Raw genomic sequence first — 17328 nt, 5'->3', positions numbered from 1 at the left:
GAGAGGAGCGCAAGACCCATGAAGACCCTCATCTCAACCTCCGTCCGAGCCGCCGTGGCCGCCGCTTTCGTGGCGGTTGCCGCTCCGGCGTCCGCGTCGGGCGAAGGTTCCCATATCGAACGGCAGAGCTGGACGTTCTCCGGCCCGTTCGGTCAGTACGACAAGCAGCAGCTGCAGCGCGGCTTCCAAGTCTACAAGGAAGTCTGCTCCAGCTGTCACAGCCTGCACCTCATCGCCTTCCGCAACCTAGCCGAACCTGGTGCGCTCGGCTACTCGGAGGATCAGGTCAAGGCGCTGGCGGCGCAGTACACGGTTCAGGATGGGCCGAATGACGACGGCGACATGTTTGAGCGGAGCGCCAAGCCGTCCGATCACTTCCCGGCACCGTTCCCCAACAAGCAGGCGGCGATGGTGGCCAATGGCGGTTCCTATCCGCCGGATCTGTCGCTGATCGCCAAGGCGCGGGCTGTGGAGCGCGGCTTCCCGTGGTTCGTCATTGACGCCTTCACCCAGTATCAGGAGCAGGGGCCGGATTATATCCACGCCCTCTTGAACGGGTACGAGGATATACCCGAGGACGTCGAGATCCCGGACGGCAAGTACTACAACACCAGCTTCCTGGGCGGTGACGCCATCGGCATGCCGCCGCCGCTGTTCGAGGATTTGGTGGAATATGCCGACGGATCTCCGCAAACCGTCGAGCAATATTCGCAGGATGTCTCCGCCTTCCTGATGTGGGCGGCGGAACCCAAGCTCGAAGAGCGCAAGAAGATCGGATTCCGGGTGATGATCTTCCTCCTCGTCTTCGCGAACCTGCTCTACTTCACCAAAAAGAAGATCTGGCGCAACATCGGGCACTGAGCGCAACGATGAACGAGATGCATACACGCCGCGCGAGCAATCGCGCGGCGTTTTCGTGTCCGGGGGTGTATTGGCCGCGTTGACGAACGGTATGTGCGGACATGCTGACGGGAGCGGCGTTGGATGTTAGTCCCGGGCGCAAACCGCGTGGGCAAGAAGGGGTTCGGGATGACGAAATCGGTGCTGGGGGTGGTCGGCGGTTCGAGCATTTATGAATTGCCCGGTCTGACGAATGCGGAATGGGTCCACGTGGAAAGTCCGTGGGGAGAGCCGTCGGATGATTTGTATATCGGCGAGATCGACGGCATGAAGGTCGTCTTTTTGCCCCGCCACGGTCGCGGGCATCGCCTGAGCCCGAGCGACATCAACTACCGCGCCAATATCGATGTTCTGAAGCGGGCGGGCGTGACGGATCTGGTCTCGGCCTCCGCCTGCGGCTCGTTAAAGGAGAAACTGGCGCCGGGCACCTTCGTGCTGGTGGAGCAGTTCATTGATCGCACCGTTGCACGTGAGCGGAACTTCTTCGGAGCGGGCTGCGTGGCGCATGTCTCGATGACCTATCCGGTGAGCCCGAAGCTCGTCGATTCAATCGAGGCGGCTGCGTGGGCGGAGGACATCGCCCATCGGCGCGGCGGGACCTATCTGGTGATGGAAGGGCCGCAATTCTCGTCGCTGGCCGAAAGCCATCTCTAACGCTCCTGGGGCTGCGACGTGATCGGCATGACCAATATACCGGAGGCCAAGCTCGCCCGCGAGGCGGAGATCTGCTACGCGACCGTGGCGATGATCATCGACTACGACAGCTGGCATCCCGAGCATGGCGAGGTGGACATCACCATGATCATCCGTATGCTGAAGGATAACGCGGAGAACGCCCAGCGGTCGATCGCGCGTGTCGCACGCGATTTCCCGCGCGAACATCCAGTTTGTCCCGTCGGGTCCGACAGCTCGCTCGACTACGCGCTGATGACGGCACCGGACAAGCGGGACCCGGGCCTTCTGGCAAAGCTCGATGCGGTCGCTGGCCGGGTTTTGAACCGCAAGGACGGCTGACGCGTCGCGTGTGTCGCCCGCGAAGACCGGCTTGAGCCATTTCAGGTTTTCGAAGCCGGGGGAGGGGCCCAGGTGGTCGCTTCTGCCGACCATCTCTTCTTCGAGCTTCTTCTGGCGGTAGGCGAACATCACCTTCATCTACACCGCGGCGGTGTGCCAGCCGGAGGCGCATAACGCGCCGAAATGGCTTTCAGCGGCGGCCTTCTCGTCCATGTGGAAGGGTTGCGGGTCGTACTTTGCGGCGAAGCGTTTGATTTCCTCGGCGGTGAATGTGTAGCTGCCCAGCTGTTCCGTGACGCCGATCTCGATATCTTCAAAGAATCTCACGCGGCACTCTCCCTGCAGGCGAAAAAGATCGGGTTTTCCTGGATCATCACCGTCTGGCCCTTCTGATTGGCCAGCGTGATGCGGAAGGTGACGATTCCCCTGGTCGGGCTTGGAGGAGGAGCGGCGGGTCGTCAGGATCTCGGCCACTCCGGAAATCGTGTAGCCGGCCAGCACCGAGCGCCGCCATTGCAGGCTCGTGATGTGTCGGGCGAGCCCATCGACGACGTCTTCTTGAGGAAGGTGTCATAGAGCATGCGCATAGTCAGCGCCGCCGTCTGCCAGCCGGACGCAGCCAGTCCGCCAAGCAGGGATTTGCGTCCCGCTTCCTCATCCAGATGGAAGGGTTAGGGGTCGAATTCTGAGGCTAATTCGACGATTTCCCCGGCTTCGACCGTATGGGGGCCGAGCGGGATGATTTCTCCGGAAGAAAAATCTTCAAAGTATCGCTCAGTGTTCATGGGATTGTTTCTCGTCGGAATCAAGCAGGCCTGTCGAGAGAACAATTCGCATGGACGTATGTGTAAGTGCCGAGAGGGAAAACACTTAAAAGTCCAACCTAAGCAATTGACGTTACGGAATTTGGCTTTCCGTCGAATTGGCCATATGATGCGCGCGCACAACACCAACGTCAGAATAATGTGCATCCGTATGCGACGGATGTGTGGCGGTTTTTTGTGCAACTTAATCTGAGGAGATACCACACGATGACCAGTCCAAAATCGCTGGAGACGGCGGAGCAGATTTCGGATATTGCCTTCGCCTTCATGGGATCGAAAGCGTTGTTTACCGCGCTGCATGTAGGACTGTGCACCGCTTTGGCAGACGAAGGGGCCACGCTGGATGCCGTGGCCGGAAAAACGGACCTCGATCCGGACCGCGCGACGACGCTTCTGACCGCGCTGACGACCCTTGGGCTCGTTGAGCGCGAGGGTGACGTCTATCGCAATTCGCCTGCTGCCGAGGCTTTCCTGGTCAATGGGCGCAAGTACGATTTTGGCGACTATTTGCGCCTGCAGATCGACAAGCAGATGTATCCGTTCCTGGCGCAGCTTGAGGGCGCACTGACGGGTGAACTGAATCCGGAGCAGGTGTCCTCCTATGCGGACTGGTTCTCCGATCCCAAGGAGGCGCGGCTCTATTCGGAATCCCAGCATGCCGGATCGCTCGGCCCTGGTCGGTCGCTGGCGCGCACGGTCGATCTGTCGGCCGCCCGCAAGATGCTCGATGTCGGTGGCGGCACCGGCACCTTCTCGATCTCCCTGTGCAAGGCCTATCCGGAACTGACCTCGACTGTGCTCGACTTCCCGAATGTGGTGAAGGTCGGCGAGGTCTTCGTGAAGCAGGCCGGGCTTTCGGACCGTGTCAAGTTCCAGGGCGGCAATGCGCTGGAGAGTGAGTGGCCGACGCCGGTCGACGTCGTGCTGATGTCCTATCTCTTCTCCGGCGTTCCCGGCGAATCCATCCCCGGCCTGGTGCGCGGCGCCATGGATGCGCTGATGCCCGGCAGACATTTCATTGTCCATGACTTCATGGTCGAGGATGAACGTATGGGGCCGAAGCTGGCAGCGCTGTGGCAGCTCCAGCACGTGGCGTTCAATCCGAAGGCGAAGTCCATCACTGGTGGCTATGTGCGCGCGTTGATGGAAGCCGCAGGCTTTGTCGATGTGGAGGTCAGCGAAATGATCCCCGGCATGACCATGATGGTGCGGGGCGTGAAGCCGAAGGCCTGATCTCACGGGTCGACCTTCAAGGTCTTTGATCAGAACTGAGATGCTTCCCGGCGGCAGCAAACCGCCGGGAAGGGAACCGTGTGGACCGTCAGGGCGCGAGCAGAACGCCCCACATGAAGTCGAACTTAATCGAGCCGTCCAGCACGCCGGGGATTTCATTGCCCGTGGGATTGTAGGGCAGCATGGCGGTCGCCGCCGCGCTCGGTGTCCCTTGTGCGTTGAACGACGCGTAGTTGTGGCAGGAGATGCAGGACGAAGCTGCGATCGTGCCACCGTCCGTAATGCCTTCGATCACTGAGTTGCCCAGCACGTAGGGCGTACCGTCGACGTCGGTGAAGGTGACTTGCGTCGATTTCATGCAGTAGTTCTGCCGGACCGTGTCGATGTCGGCCTTCTTCATTAGCGTAGTTAGTTCTCGGTCTTGGCGCAGGCGCCGTACTGGGTGTTGTAGACCTCCGTATTGGGCTCCACGGCACCGAAACTGTCGAAGCAGCCGATATAGTCGCACCGGCCCGGATTGTTCTGGTGCTCCAGGGTGCCCCAGACCCAGTTCTTGTTTTGCCGCGAGCTGATATGCATAGAGACGAGGGGCGTATTCGCCCTTGTCGGAGACGGTCGTGTAATAGAGCGTCCTGATGTTCTCGAGGCTCTCTAGCTCCGGGATCCATTGCGGCAGCGTCGGCAGGGGGATCCAGTCGCCCTTCACCGAGATCGCCTTTTCGGCATGACGACTTCAAATTGTTTGGCGTAGGCCGCCCGCCAGGTCCTTCTGCGTGTTGAAGCCGTTCTCGACGATGTAGTCGAATTGCGGCTTGTTGCGCCGGGTTTCCTCCGCGACGCAGGGCTTCGGCGTTCCTGTCGATGGTAAGCCTCCGACCCCGGCATTACCCGGTGTCTTGCAGGGAACGTCGATTGCTTTCGCCAGGCTGGCGCCTGCCGCTGCTCCGTGCAGGGACGGGGTCGTCGCCAGTTCCAGAATGCTTGTCTGGAACTTCTTGCCTTCACTCGGATCCGGCCATTTCGGCGCGGTGTTGAAGGTGTCGGCGTCGGATGCCCAGGTCTCGAAAATGACCGGCTTTTCCTTGCCCGATGTCGCGGGGGCGACAAACTGCGTGAACAGCGTCCAGATGAATTCATCCGAATTCTGATCCGATCCGTCGACCGGACCTGCTTGCGACGGAGTGCCTACGACGACGGGGGATTGGGCCGCCGCAATGCTTGCGGGCAAACTCGCAAAGGCGATTGCTAAAGAAATTACAATGGTAATTTTTTCATGAAAAATTTCCCTCCGATTCTCAATGAATAGGAGCGTATATCCACGCGTCATCGTTCGAAAGATAACAACAGAATTTTTAGTAATTAAAAAATATATTCAAATCCCGCAAGGGAAATATATTTGATTATTTATTCAATCTAAATAGAAGCAGGAGTTGCATTTTCCGAGGAGGGGCGAAGGCTTTTGTTTGGTGGGAAAGGGAGGGAGGTACCCCTGGGCAGCGCCCCCTCCTGTGTCCGGTTACGTGTTGAACTTGAACAGCATGACGTCGCCGTCCGCCACCACGTAGTCCTTGCCTTCGTCGCGGGTCTTGCCCGCATCCTTGGCGCCCGTTTCGCCCTTGCAGGCGATGTAGTCGTCATAGGCGATGGTCTGGGCGCGGATGAAGCCGCGCTCGAAATCCGTATGGATGACACCGGCTGCCTGCGGGGCCTTGGTGCCCTTGGTGACCGTCCAGGCTCGCGTTTCCTTCGGCCCGGCGGTGAAATAGGTGATCAGGTCCAGAAGGTCGTAGCCGGCGCGGATGAGCCGATCGAGGCCTGGCTCCTCCAGCCCCATGGATTCTATGTATTCGCGCGCTTCGTCATCATCGAGCTGAGCAATCTCCGCCTCGATGGTTGCCGAGATGATGACCGCGCCCGCGCCTTCAGCCTCTGCCTTGGCCTTGACGGCGTCGGAGAAGGTGTTGCCGGTCGCAGCCGAGGCCTCGTCCACGTTGCACACGTAGAGGACCGGCTTGGAGGTGAGCAGGTTGAGTGCCTCGAAGGCCGGGCGATCTTCCTTGGAAACGTCGAGCATGCGGGCGGGCTTGCCCTCGCGCAGCAGCTCCAGAACGGCATCCATCAGGGCAACGGCGGCCTTGGCGTTCTTCTCGCCGCTGTTCGCCTTCTTGCGAAGCGGCACGACACGGCGTTCCAGACTTTCCAGATCGGAGAGCATCAGCTCGGTTTCGACCGTATCGGCGTCGGCCACCGGATCGATGCGGCCTTCCACGTGGGTGATGTCGTCGTCAGCAAAGCAGCGCAGCATGTGGGCGATGGTGTCCACCTCGCGGATATTGGCGAGGAACTGGTTGCCGAGGCCTTCTCCCTTGGAGGCGCCGCGCACCAGCCCGGCAATATCGACGAAGGACAGCCGCGTGGGGATGATGTTGGCGGACCCGGCGATTTCCGCAATCTTGGTCATGCGCGGATCGGGCACGGCCACGTCGCCGGTGTTCGGCTCGATCGTGCAGAAGGGATAGTTCGCCGCCTGGGCGGCCGCCGTCTTGGTCAGCGCGTTGAACAGAGTGGACTTGCCCACATTCGGCAGCCCGACGATACCGCACTTGAAGCCCATCGTTTCTTTTTCCTAATTTTTGTCGCCGGAGCCGAGCAGTCCTTTCAGCATGGCCGCAAGCGGACCTTCCTTGAAGATGTCGGGTTTGGGCGCGGGGGGCGCCTGGCGGATATGGCTCTTGCCGGGAGCGGGGCGTTTGTTCTGGCGTCCTTGAGAATGTCCCTCGGATCCGCTGTCGCCCGTGCCGGAAACGGCCGCGTGCAGGCGGTTCACGAACTCGCCGTCATTGCCCTTGACCAGCAGGTCGGCATTCTCGCCCACCGTATCCAGCAACGGATCCAGCCAGTCATGGTCGGCCTTGGCGAAATCGCCCAGCACATAGCCCGTGACGCGTTCCTTGGAGCCGGGATGGCCGATGCCGAGGCGCACGCGGCGATAGTCCTTGCCGACATGCGCACCGATCGACTTGATGCCGTTATGGCCGCCCGAGCCGCCGCCGACCTTGATCCGGACCTTGCCCGGCACGAGGTCGAGTTCGTCGTAGAGAACGGTGATGTCGGCAGGGGAGAGCTTGAAGAAGCGCATGGCGGCACCCACCGCCTGACCGCTTTCGTTCATGTAGGTCATCGGCTTGACGAGCATAACCTTCTCGCCGGCCAGCGTGCCTTCGGCGGTTTCCGCCTGGAAGCGCTTGCGCCACGGGGAGAAGGAGGGATTGCGGCGATGGACCGCGTCGATCGCCATGAAGCCGATATTGTGGCGGTTGTGCTCGTATTTCGTTCCGGGATTGCCGAGCCCGACAATAACAAGCATGGCCGTGTTCCTGGATCGATGAATGTCGGGTGTAGCCGGGCCGGAAAGGCCGCATCGTGCGTCGTCTTAAACGGGAACGAGGGGCGGAAGTCCGCCCCTCGCGGGAATGATCTTTCCTTTAGGGGAAAGCGGATCGGCGGGGCTTATTCGGCCTCGGCGCTCGGTGCTGCGCTTTCCTCGGCCTCGCCTTCGCCTTCAGCCTCGTCCTTGAGGCCAGCCGGTGCGGCGATGGTCGCGATCGTGAAGTCACGATCGGTGATCGCAGGCGTCACGTTCTCAGGCAGAGTGACGGACGAGATGTGCGCGGAATCGTTGATGTCGAGACCGGAGAGGTCGACCTTGATCGATTCCGGAATCTCGGATGCCGGGCACTCCAGTTCGACCGTGTGGCGAACAACGTTGAGGACGCCGCCGCGCTTGATGCCGGACGACTGCTCTTCGTTGATGAAGTGCACCGGAACGTCGACCGTCAGGCGGGTGTTGGCACCAACGCGCAGAAAGTCGACATGAACCAGGAAGTCGCGGACCGGATCGAGCTGATAGTCGCGCGCCAGAACGCGTTCCTTCTTGCCGTCCACGGTGATTGTTGCGATCTGGGTCATGAAACCGCCGGCATGAAGCTTCAGTGTGGTTTCCTTGATGCCGATCGCGATCGGAAGGGGATCTTCATTTCCGCCGTAAATCACGGCCGGAATCTTGCCGTCGCGGCGAAGTGCCCGTGCGGACCCCTTTTCCACATGCCCGCGCAACGTGGCCTCAAGCTCATATGTGTGAGCCATGGCTCGTCTCCTTAAGTGGTTTTTTCAAGAAAAAGAGGCCGAGCGGTCGGCTTCCTGCCGCGTTTCCTCCAGGGGGTAGGCGCATTGCCGCTGCTATACAGGAGCAGGCGGAAAAGGGCAAGCCGCGGGCCCTCAAGGCCCCGCGGCTTGCCCGTCGGGCTCCGGCTCAGTTGAAGAGGCTGGAAACCGATTTCTCGAGGGCGGTGCGGTTGACCGCCTCGCCAATCAGCGGGGCAATGGAGATGACCCGGATATTGGGGGCTGATTCCACGGCTGCCGTCGGCTCGATGGAATTGGTGATGACCAGTTCCTTCAACCGGGAGGCCGCAACGCGGGCCACCGCGCCGCCCGACAGAACGCCGTGGGTGATGTAGGCGGTCACCGAGGTCGCGCCCTTGGCGAGCAGAGCGTCGGCGGCGTTGCACAGGGTGCCGCCGGAATCGACGATGTCATCGACCAGAATGCAGTCGCGACCGGCGACGTCACCGATGGTGTTCATGACTTCAGATTCACCGGGCCGCTCGCGCCGCTTGTCGACGATGGCGAGCGGGGCATCGATGCGCTTTGCCAGCGCACGGGCGCGCACCACGCCGCCGACATCGGGCGAGACCACCATCAGGTTGCCCTGCACGTAGCGTTCCTTGATGTCGCGGGTCATCACCGGCGCGGCAAAGAGGTTGTCGGTGGGGATGTCGAAGAAGCCCTGGATCTGACCGGCGTGGAGGTCGAACGTGAGGACACGGTCGGCACCGGCATGGGTGATCAGGTTGGAGACGAGCTTTGCCGAGATCGGGGTACGGGGACCGGGCTTTCGGTCCTGACGTGCATAGCCGAAATACGGAACCACTGCGGTGATCCGGCGCGCCGAAGAGCGGCGCAGCGCGTCGATCAGGATCAGGAGTTCCATCAGGTGATCGTTGGCAGGATAGCTCGTCGACTGGATGACGAACACATCCTCGCCGCGCATGTTCTCCTGAATTTCGATGAAGATTTCCTGGTCGGCGAAGCGGCGCACCTGGCATTGCGCCGGCGGCACGCCAAGATAGCCGGAAATCTCGTCCGCCAATGCCCGGTTGGAGTTGCCCGCGACGAGTTTCATGCTCGCGTTCCTTCTTGTTGCGTAGATACGAGGTCCAAGGCGCCTGTCACGACAGGCGAATAATTCACGAATGGCCCCGGCGGCTCGTCTTCGGGCGGATCGGGGTCGGCAAGCCTGGCATCCGCACGGTATCGGCCGGGCGGCGGGGTTTTTGCAACGGGTGCGGCCCGCGACAACTGTCGCATGGCCCCGTTTGCAGCGGTTTTTTGCGAATCGCCTTGCTCATGGCAAGTCCGGCGTTCCGCAAGACGTTCAAACTTTACGCTTCCTCATCAATTGGATGCGTTCGACAACCAGGATTCCAAAGCCAGAACGGTCCGCTTGGCCAGCAGGTCCAGGGTGTCGCTGTCGATGCCGCTCCAGGGATCTCCGCTGGTCTCGCTCGATGTCTCCTGGCCGGAGAATCGGTACAGACGCTGGCCGTTGGAGCCGTAGACGTCGAAGACATAGATGATAGTGGATGAAGTATCGTTGCCGACCGCGGAAAGGTGGCCCTTGACGCGGTAGGTCGCGGGCGCCCCGATCCGGCGTACGATCGTCAGGCCTTCTTTCTTGGCCTCTGCACCGATTCTGCGCGACAGCGAATCGGCCGTATTGCCGGGAACGCCGACGAAGGGCTCAAACGCGAAGGTCGCCTGCGAGGCGGGAACCGACGGTGCGATGGATTCGGCGGGCGGAGCGGATTGCTGGCGTTGCGGCGTGCCGCTGCCGCCGACAAGATCCGGGGGAATGTTGCCTGCGCATCCTGCGAGCGCCAGTAGACCGGTAAACAGGACCACCGTGCGCAGAGATGGAAAGAAGCGTCGCTCGTTCATACCAGCTCGTAGCCTGTCATCTGTCGACTTTGCTTGCCGTCTTGTCCACGGGTCGCGACCGGCGCTCGATGCGCGTCGCTTGCCGCCTGATGGCTGCATCCGACGGTCTCTCCCGCGTGGAAAGATCTATCCGGCGACGGTGCCCGTCGGCAGATCGGAGTGCCTTTGCGCGTCTGCTCTAACCGGATTTTGTCGAGGAATCCAGCCACCCCGTGATTATCGTACCGTCAGCTCGCGCGCGAGTTGCGACAGGGGTTGCGGTTCAGCTTCGCTCGTCAGATAGGTGCATCCCAGCGTCATGGCGGTGTTGGTCTCCGAATCCATCAGGATCATGTGCGCAAATAGCACCATGTTGGGCACGATTTCCACCTTGTTGCCGGCCAGTCCATCCACGACGGCGCGAAGCGAGCGCCCAGCGAATAGACGCAGGTATTTAGCCGGTGGGGCATCAGATCCCGACTGTCCATTTCGCGGGCGTGAGCTTCGAAGACATCGCCGAACGTATTCCCCGGACGCATGACCTCTTCCACCCCTGCAAGAGCCGCGGTGGTCGCTTCATGCAGTTCGATATGGCGCGCGGTCGCCTCGCCGGTCAGCACGGTGCGCATCAGGGCGACGTTATAGTGGCGATAGACGCCCGCGAATTTGAGGGTCAACTGGTCCTTGGCGGCGAGCTTGCGGCGGCCGCTCTTAATAGCGGCACAGGAGTGCATCCATGCCTGAGCCGATGATGAATTCGTTGCCGGGATAGTCGCTGCCACCCGCTAGAACCGCGCCCTGCATGGCCGCCAGAATGTGGCCTTCGTCGGCGCCGGCGCGAATCTCCGCCTCTCCGGCGCGGTAGGCCTTGTCGGCAAGTTCGGCCGCCTTGCGCACATAGGCAATCTTGGCCGGGCTTTTCACCACCCGCAACCGGGGAATGAGATTGGAGGCATCGCGCAGTTCGGCAAATGAGCGCAGCGATTCATCGAGCAGCCGGGAATTGCGTCCGGAAAGCCCGTGCGTGTCGTATTCGACGCTCAGCCGCGAGCCGAGAAGATCGAGATCGAACAGCAAGTCCTTCAACTGGCCAATGGGCGAGCCCTCGCCGCGATCGACCCAAATGCTTATGTCCTCAATGATGGAGGTGTGGTTGGCCTACCTGAGATCGGGCGCGCGGGTGAACAGGACAAACTGGCCGTCCTTCATCAGAATCAGGCGCTGGAAAAAGCAGAAGCCGAACGTGTCATAGCCGGTCAGCCAGAAATGGCTCTCCGGCGCGAACAGGAGCATGGCGTCCAGCTTGTGTTCCTGCATCTCGCCCAGCACCTTGTGTAGGCGTCTGCGAACTCGCTACGCTCGAAATGCAGCGCCATCGTCTAATCCTCCCGGATGCAGATCGCCGAAACTTGGCGACCATAGTCTCCTTCTCCGCGATGGGTCGTGCGGCGATAGGAAAAGAACGTTTCTTCTTCGCTGTACGTGCAACGCTGAAGCGATGTGGCGTGGGCGATACCCGTCTGCTCCAGCCGGTCGACAATATAGGCGAGCAGGTCGAACATGGCATGGTCGGCCTTGCTGTTCGGCCGGAAGTAGATGCCGTTGCCTTCGTCCGCTTCGGTGAACCGCTCGACGAATTCCGATCCCACCTCATAGGCTGCGGCCGAAATCGTCGGGCCGAGCACGGCGATGATGCGGCTACGTTTGGCGTCGAGCGCCACCATGGCCTCGATGGTCGATTCCAGAATGCCCGTCAGCGCTCCGCGCCAACCGGCATGGGCGGCGCCCACGACGCGGGCCTCGGGGTTGGCAAACAGGACTGGCCCGCAGTCGGTGGTCGAAATGCCCAGCAGAATGTCGGGCTGATCCGTGACCATCGCATCGGCACGCGGGCCTTCGCCCTGCTTCCAGGGGGTGCGTACGGTCACCGCGTCGGCGGAATGATGCTGATGGGGGTTGACGAGCCGATCTGCCTCCAGCCCGAACGTGCGGGCGACATGGGCGCGGTTTTCTTCTACGCGAGACCGGGTGTCGTCGGAGCCGAGGCCGATATTGAGGCTTTGATAAATGCCCTCCGATACCCCGCCGTTGCGGGTGAAAAAGCCGTGGTCGATGCCAGGTAGGTCGGCAAGTTCGGGTGCGGAAATCATCGATGGCCTCTCGAAAATCGGAAAACCGCGGCTCGTGGTCCTGCGGTGTGAGTCGGGCGTTGTCAAACGTTGTGGTTGTGTCGGCGGGAAGAGATCCCGGGCAGGAACGGGGCGGGAGGTTGTCAGGAGAGCAGAGGGGTTAGGCAGGAAAAGGGCGCGGGGTCGGGCAGCGGGAAGAAAACGCCAGGACCTTGAAAAGGGTTCCCATCTGATCGGGAGCGGTGAGGCGTTCGACATCGTCGCGAATGCCTTCCTGCATCGCAATGTCCTTGCCTGCCCCCAGATGTCCGGCGCGTTCCAGCAGGCCGAGGGCGACGAGGAAATCGCCTTGTGTCATCGGGCCGTGAGTTGCCGCTCCGCTTTCGCGTGCAGCGCGGGCGAGTGCTTCGAAATTCACATGGGCGGTGATGTCGGCAAGGCCGGGATGAGCGAGCGGATCGGCGAAGGCATGCTTTTCCAGTGCCTGCAGTGTGTCGCCAATGGCGGTACGCTCATAGCCGTAATCGATCACCAGCGCCGCACCGCTGTTGCGTGCAAGACGGGCTGCGATATCGCCCGCAATCGCGTTGGCGAGCGGCTGTGTCTCAAGGATCGCGCCGTCGCCGATGCCGTGGGCGCTCGGGTTTGCGATTTCGTCCGGCAATCCCCTGATGTCCAGCCGACCTGGCCCGGCCGCAAAGGCGAGTTCATCGCTTGCCGGATCGAGTCCAGCGACCCGTTGCTGCCAGCTGCCCTGCGTCAGGACGTATTGATGGATCGGCAGCGCGTCGAACAATTCGTTGGCAACGAGGATCGTTGTCCCGTCGTCGGGAACGTCCGCCAGCGAGTCGTGCCAGGCGATGGGCAAGGGGGTTGCGGCGAGTGTCTGCTTTTGCAAGTCGCGCAGGCGCGGGCTCGTTTCGACGAGGTGGACACGGGCGGCGGCGGCGAAGGCCGGATCAAGGCAGGCAACGCGCAGGATATCGGCCATCAGCGTGCCGCGACCGGGGCCGAGTTCGATCAGATGAACGGTTTCGGGGTGGCCGAGCCCGGTCCATGTCTCAAGGCACCAGGCGCCGATCAGTTCGCCGAACATCTGGCTTATCTCAGGCGCGGTGGTGAAGTCGCCTTTGCTGCCGAAGGGCTCGCGCCGCATGTAGTAGCCGTGCTCGGGATCGGCCAGGCATATGGCCATGTAGTCGGCAATGCTGATCGGTCCCGTATTCTCGATGAGGGCACGGATGCGGGGCTTGAGCGGTGTTTCGGTCACGCCTTCTTCCCCAGTTTCGCGGCCGGCTTGCCGTCTTCTGCGGTCGGGCCGCGTTTCAACGCCCAGATCATCAGGGCGACACCGGCGACGATCATCGGCAGGGAAAGCTGCATGCCCATGGTGGTGCCGAAGGAGAGATAGCCGATCTGCGCATCGGGCATGCGGAAATGCTCGCCGATCAGGCGTGCGATGCCGTATCCGGTCGCAAAGGCTCCGGCGATGAAGCCGGGGCGTTGCAGCATCTTGAAGCGATGGCTCAGCAACCGTATGGCGAGGAACAGGACGGTGCCTTCAAGCGTCGCCTCGTAGAGCTGGCTTGGATGGCGGGGCAGGGGACCTGCGCCGGGAAATACCATGGCCCACGGTACGTCGCTTATCCGTCCCCAAAGCTCGCCATTGATGAAGTTGGCTATGCGGCCGAAGAACAGGCCGATAGGGGCGGCGGTTCCTGTAAGATCGAACAGGATGAGCATCGAAATCTTGCGGCGGCGCGAGAACAGCACGATGGCGAGAACGGTGCCGAGAAAGCCGCCGTGGAAGGACATGCCGCCCTCCCAGACTTCCAGGATCTGCAGCGGGTGCTGCGAATAATAGGGGAAATTGTAGGTGAGCGCGTAGCCGATGCGCCCGCCCAGCACGATGCCGAAGGTTGCCCAGAGAACGAAATCATCAATATCCAGCGCCGCGGGACGGGGTGTCGTCCGCCACAGTCCGTCATTGCGCACGAGGCGCGTTATGTAGCGCCACGCGAGCAGGATGCCGGCGATATAGGCCAGCGCGTACCAGCGGATCGCGAAGGGGCCCAACTGGATGAGCACTGGGTCGATTGCGGAGTAGGGGAAGAGGGGCATCGGCCGTCATCTGCCTTTGGCGTCCGGAGGAAAGGTCCGGATGGGGGCACCCGTCCGGTTCGCGCCGGACGTTGGTCATTCGCAGCTGTCTCGTCAAGAGAGCTCGCGTTTTCCGTTGAACCGCCCGCTCGTGTCCTTGAGGCGTCCGCCCCTTGCCCCCTGCCGATATGCACCGGATAGAGACGGCCTGTTGCAGTGCGGTGAAAACGGACTTACCTATACCAACAGGAACAGGTCCGGCGTGCCCGATCCGGAAACCCTCCTTGAGGAGGTGCGGAACAGCGGCCTGGACAGCATTGCCGATGGCCAAGGAGCCCGCCATGGACCAATTTACCAATCGTTTTTTCGACGACTTCGCCAAGATGATGATGGATGCCGCCGGTGTCGCACAAGGCGTGCGCCGCGAGGTGGAGACCGCATTCCGAGCACAGGCGGAACGCTTTCTCGCCGATATGGATGTCGTGTCGCGCGAGGAATTCGACGCGGTGAAGGAAATGGCCGTGCGCGCCCGCGAGGACGCCGATGCGCTCGCCGCACGTGTGGACGCGCTGGAAAAGGCGCTTGCCGAGGTCGGAGCCGGTGAGAAGAAAGCGCCTGCCAAGAGCGCTTCGAAATCGGCCTCGAAGGGCGCTGAAACGAGCCGATCCACCGCCAAGGACACGGACGCTTCCTGAGCGTCACTTCGCTTGCGGGAGCGCTTCTCCACAAGTTATCCCGAAAGCTTCGTAAATGAACGATTTCGCACTGCGCCATTATCGATCTATACTGACCCCAGAGGTAGATTCGCAGATATAGTCATAGCAATGTCATAGTTGCCCGACGAAAAGCGATGCGGGATCACCCGGAAGTATTTCGACCTCAGGGTCGTATTATTCCAAACTCAGCCTGACTGGGCGCTCAAAAACGCTTATGCGGCATGAGCTGACCCTTTCAGACGCCAGGCGCGAGGACCGCTCATGAGCCTGATCGAAATCGAAGCCGACCGGCAATCCAATCCCGTCGACACAATCGAACAGATTGCAGCCATCAACGACTGGGCGTTCGAGCGTTCCGGCGAGGACGAGATCACGATCTCGGTGGCAGCCCATTGGTGCGACTATCACGTCTCCTTCTCCTGGATGGAGGACGTGGAAGCGTTGCATCTGGCCTGCGCTTTCGACCTCAAGGTGGTGGAAGCGCGGCGCACGGAAATCGTGCGTCTGCTGGCACTGGTCAATGAGCAGCTCTGGATGGGGCATTTCGATTTATGGAATCGCGAGGGCGTCGTGATCTTCCGCCAGTCCCTGTTGCTGGCTGGAGGCGCGGAGGCAACTTCGGAGCAGATCGAAGGGCTTATGTCCAACGCGCTTGAATCCTGCGAACGCTACTATCAGGCGTTTCAATTTGTTGTCTGGGCCGGAAAGAGCGCTGGCGAAGCGCTGGAAACGGTCATGTTCGAGACTGTTGGCGAAGCATGAATCTTACGAAATCCAGTCCGTTGCTTCTTGTCGGTGCCGGCAAGATGGGCGGTGCGATGTTGTCCGGGTGGATCGAACAGGGTGTCGATCCCGCCGCAATCGTCGTGTGCGATCCCAAGCCTTCCGAGGAAATGGCGGCACTCCTTTCCGCCAAGGAGATCCGTCACGTGACGACCCCGCTTGCCGATCTGACGCCGGCTGCCGTTCTCGTTGCGGTCAAGCCGCAGATGATGGCGGATGCGCTGGAGCCGCTGAAACCGATCGTGAGCAGCGATACGCTGATCATCTCAATCGCTGCGGGCAAGACGATCAAGACATTCGAGGATGCCTTCGGCGCCGTGCCGGTGGTGCGCGCCATGCCCAATACCCCGGCTCAGGTCGGGCGCGGCATGACGGCGCTTTTCGCGAATGGCGCCGTTTCGCAGGATCGCAAGGATCTGGTGGCGAAGCTGTTGTCCGGCATCGGGGCTGTCGCCTGGCTCGATGATGAGGGCGAGATGGATGCGGTTACCGCCGTTTCCGGGTCTGGGCCAGCCTATGTCTTCCTTCTGGCGGAATGTCTGGCGGAGGCCGGTCGCAAGGTGGGGCTGCCTGCCGATCTTTCCGCGATGCTTGCCCGGCAGACGGTCGCAGGCGCCGGTGAGTTGCTCTATCGCTCCGAGCTGGAAGCCGCGACCTTGCGCAAGAACGTGACCTCGCCCGGCGGGACGACCGCGGTGGCGCTTTCCGTTCTGATGGACGATAACGGGTTCCAGCCGCTGCTCGATGCGGCGGTGAAGGCGGCGGCCGATCGTTCCCGCGAACTCGGCTGATCGCGCGCTTCATCTTTGCGGGTTTTTCAATCGCCGGAATGCGGGCTTATCTCTGAAGGTGAAACGGAGGAGCTCGCGCCATGACGACGGAAAAGACCCGCAAGTCCATTCTCGTGCCTTCATGGGGCTGGTCGCCGAAAAGCCTTGGGCCGACGTCACCATGACGGCGGTGGCGGAGCGCGCGGGCATCAAGCTCTCTACGCTGCGCAAGGCCTATGACGGACGCATGGCGATCCTGGCGGATTTCAACCGCGGGATCGATGCGGGCGTTTTCGACGGAACCGATCCAGAGCTTGCGGACGAATCGGCACTTGATCGTCTCTTTGACGTGTTGACGCGCCGTCTCGATGCACTGGAACCGCAAAGACCCGCTTTGCAGGCGCTTGTGCGTGCGGCACGACGCGATCCGGTGCTGGTCGCCGAACTCAATTCTCTTGCACTGACATCTTTGCGCTGGATGCTGATAGCTGCCGGCATCAAGGCTGAGGGCGTGCGCGGCCTTGCGCTCACGCAGGCGCTGGTCGTCGCCTATTTCAAGGTGCTGCGCGTCTGGTTCAAGGACGAGGATCCGGGCAAGGTACGCACCATGGCCGCGCTTGACCGCGGACTGAAACGCGGCGCGGATGCGATGAAACGGATTTCGCGCGCCGAAGGCTGGTTGGCTCCGTTCAAGCGCGCCTTCAAGGAGCGGGCCCGCAAGCCGCGGGCGCGCGCGGATGAAGAACCGGACGCCGCTGTGGGCGCATGAGCCCGCGATCTCGCGTTTCCATCGGCACTCGACTAGTCCGCGGACGGGCTG

At 61.6% G+C, this 17328-nt stretch carries 18 protein-coding genes and 2 pseudogenes; 7 read left to right on the top strand and 13 right to left on the bottom strand.

Annotation, left to right across the window (positions count from 1 at the left end; translation table 11 throughout):
• The first annotated feature begins 18 nt into the window (after positions 1 to 18).
• The gene (locus QNJ43_RS12965) at positions 19 to 861 is read left to right on the top strand and encodes a cytochrome c1 (protein ID WP_300470588.1); all 843 of its coding nucleotides are present in this window, start codon (positions 19 to 21) and stop codon (positions 859 to 861) included.
• Positions 862 to 1029: 168 nt separating this feature from the next.
• Positions 1030 to 1914 (top strand): annotated as a pseudogene (locus QNJ43_RS12960) (S-methyl-5'-thioadenosine phosphorylase).
• Positions 1915 to 2052: 138 nt separating this feature from the next.
• Here the strand turns inward: QNJ43_RS12960 and QNJ43_RS27160 are convergent.
• A complete protein-coding gene (locus QNJ43_RS27160) occupies positions 2053 to 2415 on the bottom strand; it encodes a MaoC/PaaZ C-terminal domain-containing protein (protein ID WP_346432967.1) in 363 nt (120 codons plus the stop codon).
• 530 nt (positions 2416 to 2945) lie between these two features.
• On the opposite strand from QNJ43_RS27160, the gene QNJ43_RS12945 reads away from it, so the two are divergent.
• The gene (locus QNJ43_RS12945) at positions 2946 to 3971 is read left to right on the top strand and encodes a methyltransferase (protein WP_300470586.1); all 1026 of its coding nucleotides are present in this window, start codon (positions 2946 to 2948) and stop codon (positions 3969 to 3971) included.
• An 88-nt stretch (positions 3972 to 4059) separates the two neighbouring features.
• Here QNJ43_RS12945 and QNJ43_RS12940 read toward each other — a convergent pair whose 3' ends face one another.
• The 12 genes and pseudogenes from QNJ43_RS12940 to lgt form a co-directional block, all read right to left on the bottom strand.
• On the bottom strand, positions 4060 to 4371 hold the full coding sequence (locus tag QNJ43_RS12940) for a hypothetical protein (RefSeq protein ID WP_300470584.1): 312 nt from the start codon (positions 4369 to 4371) through the stop codon (positions 4060 to 4062).
• Positions 4372 to 4379: 8 nt separating this feature from the next.
• Positions 4380 to 4550 (bottom strand): hypothetical protein, encoded by a 171-nt coding sequence (locus QNJ43_RS12935; RefSeq protein WP_300470582.1) that lies wholly within the window; start codon positions 4548 to 4550, stop codon positions 4380 to 4382.
• 154 nt (positions 4551 to 4704) lie between these two features.
• A complete protein-coding gene (locus tag QNJ43_RS12930; RefSeq protein ID WP_300470580.1) occupies positions 4705 to 5199 on the bottom strand; it encodes a hypothetical protein in 495 nt (164 codons plus the stop codon).
• Between the two features lie 288 nt (positions 5200 to 5487).
• The gene (gene ychF, locus QNJ43_RS12925; protein WP_300470577.1) at positions 5488 to 6585 is read right to left on the bottom strand and encodes a redox-regulated ATPase YchF; all 1098 of its coding nucleotides are present in this window, start codon (positions 6583 to 6585) and stop codon (positions 5488 to 5490) included.
• Positions 6586 to 6597: 12 nt separating this feature from the next.
• The gene (pth, locus tag QNJ43_RS12920) at positions 6598 to 7338 is read right to left on the bottom strand and encodes an aminoacyl-tRNA hydrolase (RefSeq protein WP_300470575.1); all 741 of its coding nucleotides are present in this window, start codon (positions 7336 to 7338) and stop codon (positions 6598 to 6600) included.
• A 143-nt stretch (positions 7339 to 7481) separates the two neighbouring features.
• Positions 7482 to 8117, bottom strand: a complete 636-nt coding sequence (locus QNJ43_RS12915) for a 50S ribosomal protein L25/general stress protein Ctc (protein WP_300470573.1) — start codon at positions 8115 to 8117, stop codon at positions 7482 to 7484.
• 166 nt (positions 8118 to 8283) lie between these two features.
• Positions 8284 to 9216: a ribose-phosphate pyrophosphokinase gene (locus tag QNJ43_RS12910; protein ID WP_300470570.1), complete on the bottom strand. Its 933-nt coding sequence runs from the start codon at positions 9214 to 9216 to the stop codon at positions 8284 to 8286.
• 272 nt (positions 9217 to 9488) lie between these two features.
• Entirely contained in the window at positions 9489 to 10031 is a 543-nt protein-coding gene (locus QNJ43_RS12905; RefSeq protein WP_300470568.1) for a hypothetical protein, read from the bottom strand.
• Between the two features lie 216 nt (positions 10032 to 10247).
• Positions 10248 to 11386: pseudogene (locus tag QNJ43_RS12900) on the bottom strand (Xaa-Pro peptidase family protein).
• 3 nt (positions 11387 to 11389) lie between these two features.
• Entirely contained in the window at positions 11390 to 12160 is a 771-nt protein-coding gene (pgeF, locus tag QNJ43_RS12895; protein ID WP_300470566.1) for a peptidoglycan editing factor PgeF, read from the bottom strand.
• Between the two features lie 139 nt (positions 12161 to 12299).
• On the bottom strand, positions 12300 to 13409 hold the full coding sequence (locus tag QNJ43_RS12890; RefSeq protein WP_300470564.1) for a class I SAM-dependent methyltransferase: 1110 nt from the start codon (positions 13407 to 13409) through the stop codon (positions 12300 to 12302).
• A complete protein-coding gene (lgt, locus tag QNJ43_RS12885) occupies positions 13406 to 14260 on the bottom strand; it encodes a prolipoprotein diacylglyceryl transferase (protein ID WP_300470562.1) in 855 nt (284 codons plus the stop codon). The genes QNJ43_RS12890 and lgt overlap by 4 nt, the downstream gene beginning before the upstream one ends.
• A 320-nt stretch (positions 14261 to 14580) precedes the next feature.
• Here lgt and QNJ43_RS12880 point away from each other — a divergent pair, with 320 nt between their 5' ends.
• The 4 genes from QNJ43_RS12880 to QNJ43_RS12865 all read left to right on the top strand — a co-directional run bounded on the left by QNJ43_RS12880 (position 14581) and on the right by QNJ43_RS12865 (position 17277).
• Positions 14581 to 14934: an accessory factor UbiK family protein gene (locus tag QNJ43_RS12880; protein ID WP_300470666.1), complete on the top strand. Its 354-nt coding sequence runs from the start codon at positions 14581 to 14583 to the stop codon at positions 14932 to 14934.
• Between the two features lie 282 nt (positions 14935 to 15216).
• The gene (locus QNJ43_RS12875; RefSeq protein WP_300470560.1) at positions 15217 to 15717 is read left to right on the top strand and encodes a YbjN domain-containing protein; all 501 of its coding nucleotides are present in this window, start codon (positions 15217 to 15219) and stop codon (positions 15715 to 15717) included.
• Positions 15714 to 16529, top strand: a complete 816-nt coding sequence (proC, locus tag QNJ43_RS12870; RefSeq protein ID WP_300470558.1) for a pyrroline-5-carboxylate reductase — start codon at positions 15714 to 15716, stop codon at positions 16527 to 16529. Before QNJ43_RS12875 ends, proC begins: the two co-directional genes overlap by 4 nt.
• A gap of 58 nt (positions 16530 to 16587) precedes the next feature.
• Positions 16588 to 17277: a TetR/AcrR family transcriptional regulator gene (locus QNJ43_RS12865; RefSeq protein WP_300470556.1), complete on the top strand. Its 690-nt coding sequence runs from the start codon at positions 16588 to 16590 to the stop codon at positions 17275 to 17277.
• Positions 17278 to 17328 lie beyond the last annotated feature (51 nt).

The sequence above is a fragment of the Breoghania sp. genome, assembly GCF_030066895.1.
Lineage (GTDB): Bacteria > Pseudomonadota > Alphaproteobacteria > Rhizobiales > Stappiaceae > Breoghania.
Note: the sequence above shows the minus strand (reverse complement) of the source record. Positions and strands in the feature narration are given on the sequence as shown.